4 protein-coding genes are annotated in these 4,261 nt (G+C 73.0%); 3 read left to right on the top strand and 1 reads right to left on the bottom strand.

The window, feature by feature from the left end:
- Nucleotides 1-263 precede the first annotated feature (263 nt).
- Entirely contained in the window at nt 264-1,283 is a 1,020-nt protein-coding gene (locus ACW0Q9_RS29455; RefSeq protein ID WP_456186865.1) for an N-acetyltransferase family protein, read from the top strand.
- A gap of 52 nt (nt 1,284-1,335) precedes the next feature.
- Nucleotides 1,336-3,009 (top strand): phenylacetic acid degradation protein PaaN, encoded by a 1,674-nt coding sequence (paaN, locus tag ACW0Q9_RS29450; protein ID WP_456186863.1) that lies wholly within the window; start codon nt 1,336-1,338, stop codon nt 3,007-3,009.
- A gap of 61 nt (nt 3,010-3,070) precedes the next feature.
- Here paaN and ACW0Q9_RS29445 read toward each other — a convergent pair whose 3' ends face one another.
- Nucleotides 3,071-3,589, bottom strand: a complete 519-nt coding sequence (locus ACW0Q9_RS29445) for an N-acetyltransferase family protein (protein ID WP_456186861.1) — start codon at nt 3,587-3,589, stop codon at nt 3,071-3,073.
- Nucleotides 3,590-3,813: 224 nt separating this feature from the next.
- On the opposite strand from ACW0Q9_RS29445, the gene ACW0Q9_RS29440 reads away from it, so the two are divergent.
- Nucleotides 3,814-4,017, top strand: a complete 204-nt coding sequence (locus ACW0Q9_RS29440) for a cold-shock protein (RefSeq protein ID WP_067305333.1) — start codon at nt 3,814-3,816, stop codon at nt 4,015-4,017.
- Nucleotides 4,018-4,261 lie beyond the last annotated feature (244 nt).

Genomic DNA, 4,261 nt, shown 5'->3' with positions numbered 1-4,261 from the left:
GGATCGCCCGGGCGGGGGATTGGGGTGATCCGTTGGGTAACTGGCTTTTCGCTGTGAGTGTGGAAAACGCGCCGACAAGGACTTGACGGCAGGAATTGGACGGCGCAAGATGCTCCGTGCGGGAGGGCATCCGCCGGAGACTTTTCAAGTTCTTGCGACCCAACGCCGGAGGCGTTGTGCGGACGTCCCTCCCGACCAACGTCCGAAGGGGCCGGCGGAAAACCGCTGGCCCCTTCGCTGTCGGCTGCGCCAGGCTCGCGGGCATGGGCATCTCCGTCTCTCCCCTCGACCCCGCCGACCAGGCGACCCTCGACGCCGTCTACCGGACGGCGGTCGCGGCGCAGGCCGTGGACGAGCCGGACCTCCCCCCGCTGTGCCGGCGGCGGTTCGAGGCGCCGCTGCGGCACCCGATGCCGGGCGTCGACATGCGCTGGTGGGTGGCGCGCCTCGACGGCGCGCCCGCCGGCTGGCTCCGGCTGTACCTGCACACCCTGGACAACACCGAGAACGCCAGCGTCGAGCTGGTGGTGGACCCCGCCCACCGGCGGCGCGGGGTGGGGCGCGCCCTCCACGAGCACGGGCTGCGGCTGCTGCGGGAGCACGGCGGCAAGCGGCTGGTCGGGTCGACGGTCAGCCCGCTGCCCGGGGAGGAGGGGCGGGAGTTGCCCGGGGCCGGCTTCGCCGCGGCCGTCGGCGCGAAGCCGGCGCTCGCCGACGTCCGCCGCCGGCTGGACGTCACCGCGCTCGACCGGCCGCGCCTGGCCGGCCTGCTCGCCGGTGCCCGCACGGCCGCCGCCGGCTACCGCACGGTCCGCTGGTCGAACCGCACCCCCGAGGAGTACGTCGCCGACGTCGCCTACCTGGAGGGGCGGCTCCTCGTGGACGCTCCCCTGGGTGACCTCGAATGGGAGCAGGAGAAGGTCGACGCCGAGCGGATCCGCGGCACGGAGCGGGCGCTCGACGCGCGCGGGGTCCGCCGGTACAGCGTCGGGGCGGTGCACGGGGCGTCCGGCCGGCTGGTCGCGTGGAGCATGGTCAGCCTGGCGGCCAACACCACCTGGCACGCCTGGCAGCAGATCACCATCGTCGACCCGGCACACCGTGGCCGCCGGCTCGGGCTGCTCACGAAGATCGAGAACCTCGACCACGCGCTGGCGCACGAACCGGAGCTGCGCGTGATCGACACCTTCAACGCGGCGGCGAACACCCACATGATCGCGATCAACGAGCAGCTCGGCTACCGGCCGGCGGCCGGCTCGACCGACTGGCAACTGACGATCTGACTTGTGACACGCCACTACTGATCTGGTGGCTTCCTGTTGCATGATGGCGGGCATGACGGAGACCCCGCACCCCCTGTACGACAGGCACGCCGAGACCCTCAACCGGGCGCTGACCGCGATCACGGAGCGCGGGTACTGGTCCGCCTATCCCGAGTCGCCCAGCCCTCGGGTCTACGGCGAGACCGCCGCCGCCGACGGCAAGGCCGCCTTCGAGGCGTACCTGGGCGCCGACTTCCCGCTCGACCAGCCGGGCGACGGCGGCACGGTCGCCACCGAGGTCAGCCCGTTCGGCGTGGCGCTCGACGTGCGCTACCCGCACGCCGCCCCCGACCAGCTCGTGGCCGCCGCCAGCGCCGCCCTGCCGGCCTGGCGCGACGCCGGCCCGCAGGCCCGGGCAGGGGTCTGCCTGGAGATCCTCGACCGGCTGCACAAGAACGTCTTCGAGCTTGCCAACGCGGTGCAGTTCACCAGCGGCCAGGCCTTCGTGATGGCGTTCCAGGCCGGCGGCGCGCACGCGCTGGACCGGGCGCTGGAGGCGATCGCCTACGCGTACGCCGAGATGACCCGGCACCCGGGCACGGCCGGCTGGGAGAAGGCCGCCGGCAAGGGTGACCCGCTGCGGATGAGCAAGACGTTCCACGTGGTGCCCCGCGGTGTGGCGCTGGTGATCGGCTGCAACACCTTCCCGACCTGGAACTCGTACCCCGGGCTCTTCGCCTCGCTGGCCACCGGCAACCCCGTGGTCGTCAAGCCGCACCCGCGCGCGGTGCTGCCGCTCGCCATCACCGTGAAGTACGCCCGCCAGGTGCTCGCCGAGGCCGGCTTCGACCCCAACCTGGTGCAGCTCGCCCCCGAGGCGGCCGGCGAGAAGCTCGCCTCGACCCTGGCCCTGCACCCGGCCGTCAGGATCGTCGACTTCACCGGTTCCACCGAGTACGGCGACTGGCTGGAGGCGAACGCACGGCAGGCCGCCGTCTACACCGAGAAGGCCGGCCTGAACACGGTGGTGATCGACTCCACCGACGACTTCGCCGGGATGTGCCGCAACCTCGGCTTCACGCTGACCCTCTACAGCGGCCAGATGTGCACCACCTCGCAGAACCTGCTCATCCCGCGGGACGGCATCGACACCGACCAGGGGCACAAGAGCTTCGACGAGGTGGCCGCCGGCATCGCCGGCGCGGTCGCCAAGCTCACGGCCGACCCGGCCCGGAGCGTCGAGCTGACCGGCGCGATCGTCAACGACGGCGTGCTGGAGCGGCTGGAGGAGGTCACCAAGGTCGGCGAGCCGGTGCTGGAGTCGCGTACCGTGGCGCACCCGTCCTTCCCGGACGCCGTGGTGCGGACGCCGACCGTGGTCAAGCTGGACGCGGCCGACACCGCGACCTACTCCCGCGAGTGGTTCGGCCCGATCTCGTTCGCCATCGCGACCGACTCGACCGGGCACAGCCTGGAGATCCTCCGCTCGACCGTCGGGGACAAGGGCGCCCTGACCGCCGGCGTCTACTCCACCGACGAGGCGGTGCTGGACGCGGCCGAGGCGGCGGCGATCGACGCCGGGGTGCACCTGTCCTGCAACCTGACCGGCGGGGTGTTCGTCAACCAGTCGGCGGCGTTCTCCGACTTCCACGGCTCGGGGGCGAACCCGGCGGCGAACTCGGCGCTGACCGACGGCGCCTACGTGGCGAACCGGTTCCGCATCGTGCAGAGCCGCCGGCACGTCTGAGGCCGGTCGCGCTCGGGTGCGTCTGTTGTTGCCGGAGCGACAACGGGCGCACCCGAACCGGTCAGGCCGGGCGGCGCATCTGGAGTTCGTGGAGACCGGGGATCCTCGGGTGCGGGACCCGCACGCCGGTGTCCACGAAGCCCAGCTTCTCGTACGCCCGGCGGGCGCGGTCGTTGCCGACCACCACCTCCAGCATCAGCTCGGGCCGGCCGCACGCCCGGGACCAGGCGGCCACCTCGTCCACCAGCGCGCCGAGCAGCCCGCTGCCCCGCCAGGCCGGTGTGAGGTAGACGGCGTAGATCACGGTCAGCCCCGGCTCGTCCGGGGCGACCGTGCCGCCGGCGTGACCGACCAGGCGGCCGCCCGGATCGGCCACGAACTGGGCGTTGTGATCGCCCTGCGATACGGCGGCGATCCGGGCCGCGTAGTCGGCGTGCGGCCGGGCGGCGGCCTCGGCCACGGTCTCCAGGAACGCCAGCGGGGAATCGGCCAGCATCTCCAGCCGGAGTGCCCGCATCCGGGCGGCGTCCGCCGGCCGGACCCGGCGGACGGTGGTGGTCGTGGTGGGCGCGCTGGTCATGTGGCATGCATACCGGAAGGGCTGGTGCCCGCGCCCGGGCGGGCGCGGACAGCGACCGGAATATGCCCGATTTGTGGTCGTGCGCGGTCGTCACGCCTCGTGTAGCGTGCGATTTCGGTCACTCGATTCAGCGGTCGTCGCCGATCGCCGGACCGGTGGCTCGCCGGTGCCGGTCCGCCGGTCTCCGGGGTTGTGGAACGCCGCGCAGAGTGAGGAAGTGCACCGTGGCACAGGGCACCGTCAAGTGGTTCAACTCCGAAAAGGGCTACGGCTTCATCGCCGTCGACGGCGGGCAGGACGTCTTCGTCCACTTCTCCGCGATCGAGATGGACGGCTACAAGGCGTTGGACGACGGCCAGCGGGTCGAGTTCGAGATCGCCCAGGGCCAGAAGGGCCCGCAGGCCGAGCGGGTTCGCGTCATCGCCTGACCCGCTCGTGGCCGCCGCCCCGATCGGCGGCCGCGCCACCCCGACGAGGGGGCTGCGGTGCCGGCCCGCACCGTGGAAGATCATGAGCCGTTCCAGCCGTCGCTGCTGAGGAGGGTTCATGTCCGACCTGCCCCCGTCGGGTCCCACCGAGCCGGTGCCCCCGGCGTCGCCCGGCGCCCCGGTCGACCCGACCCGGTCCACGCCGCCGGCCGCCGCGCCGGCCCCGGCGTCGGGGCACGCGGTC

The organism is Micromonospora sp. I033 (assembly GCF_053890995.1).
This window is presented reverse-complemented; position numbering and strand designations above follow the sequence as displayed.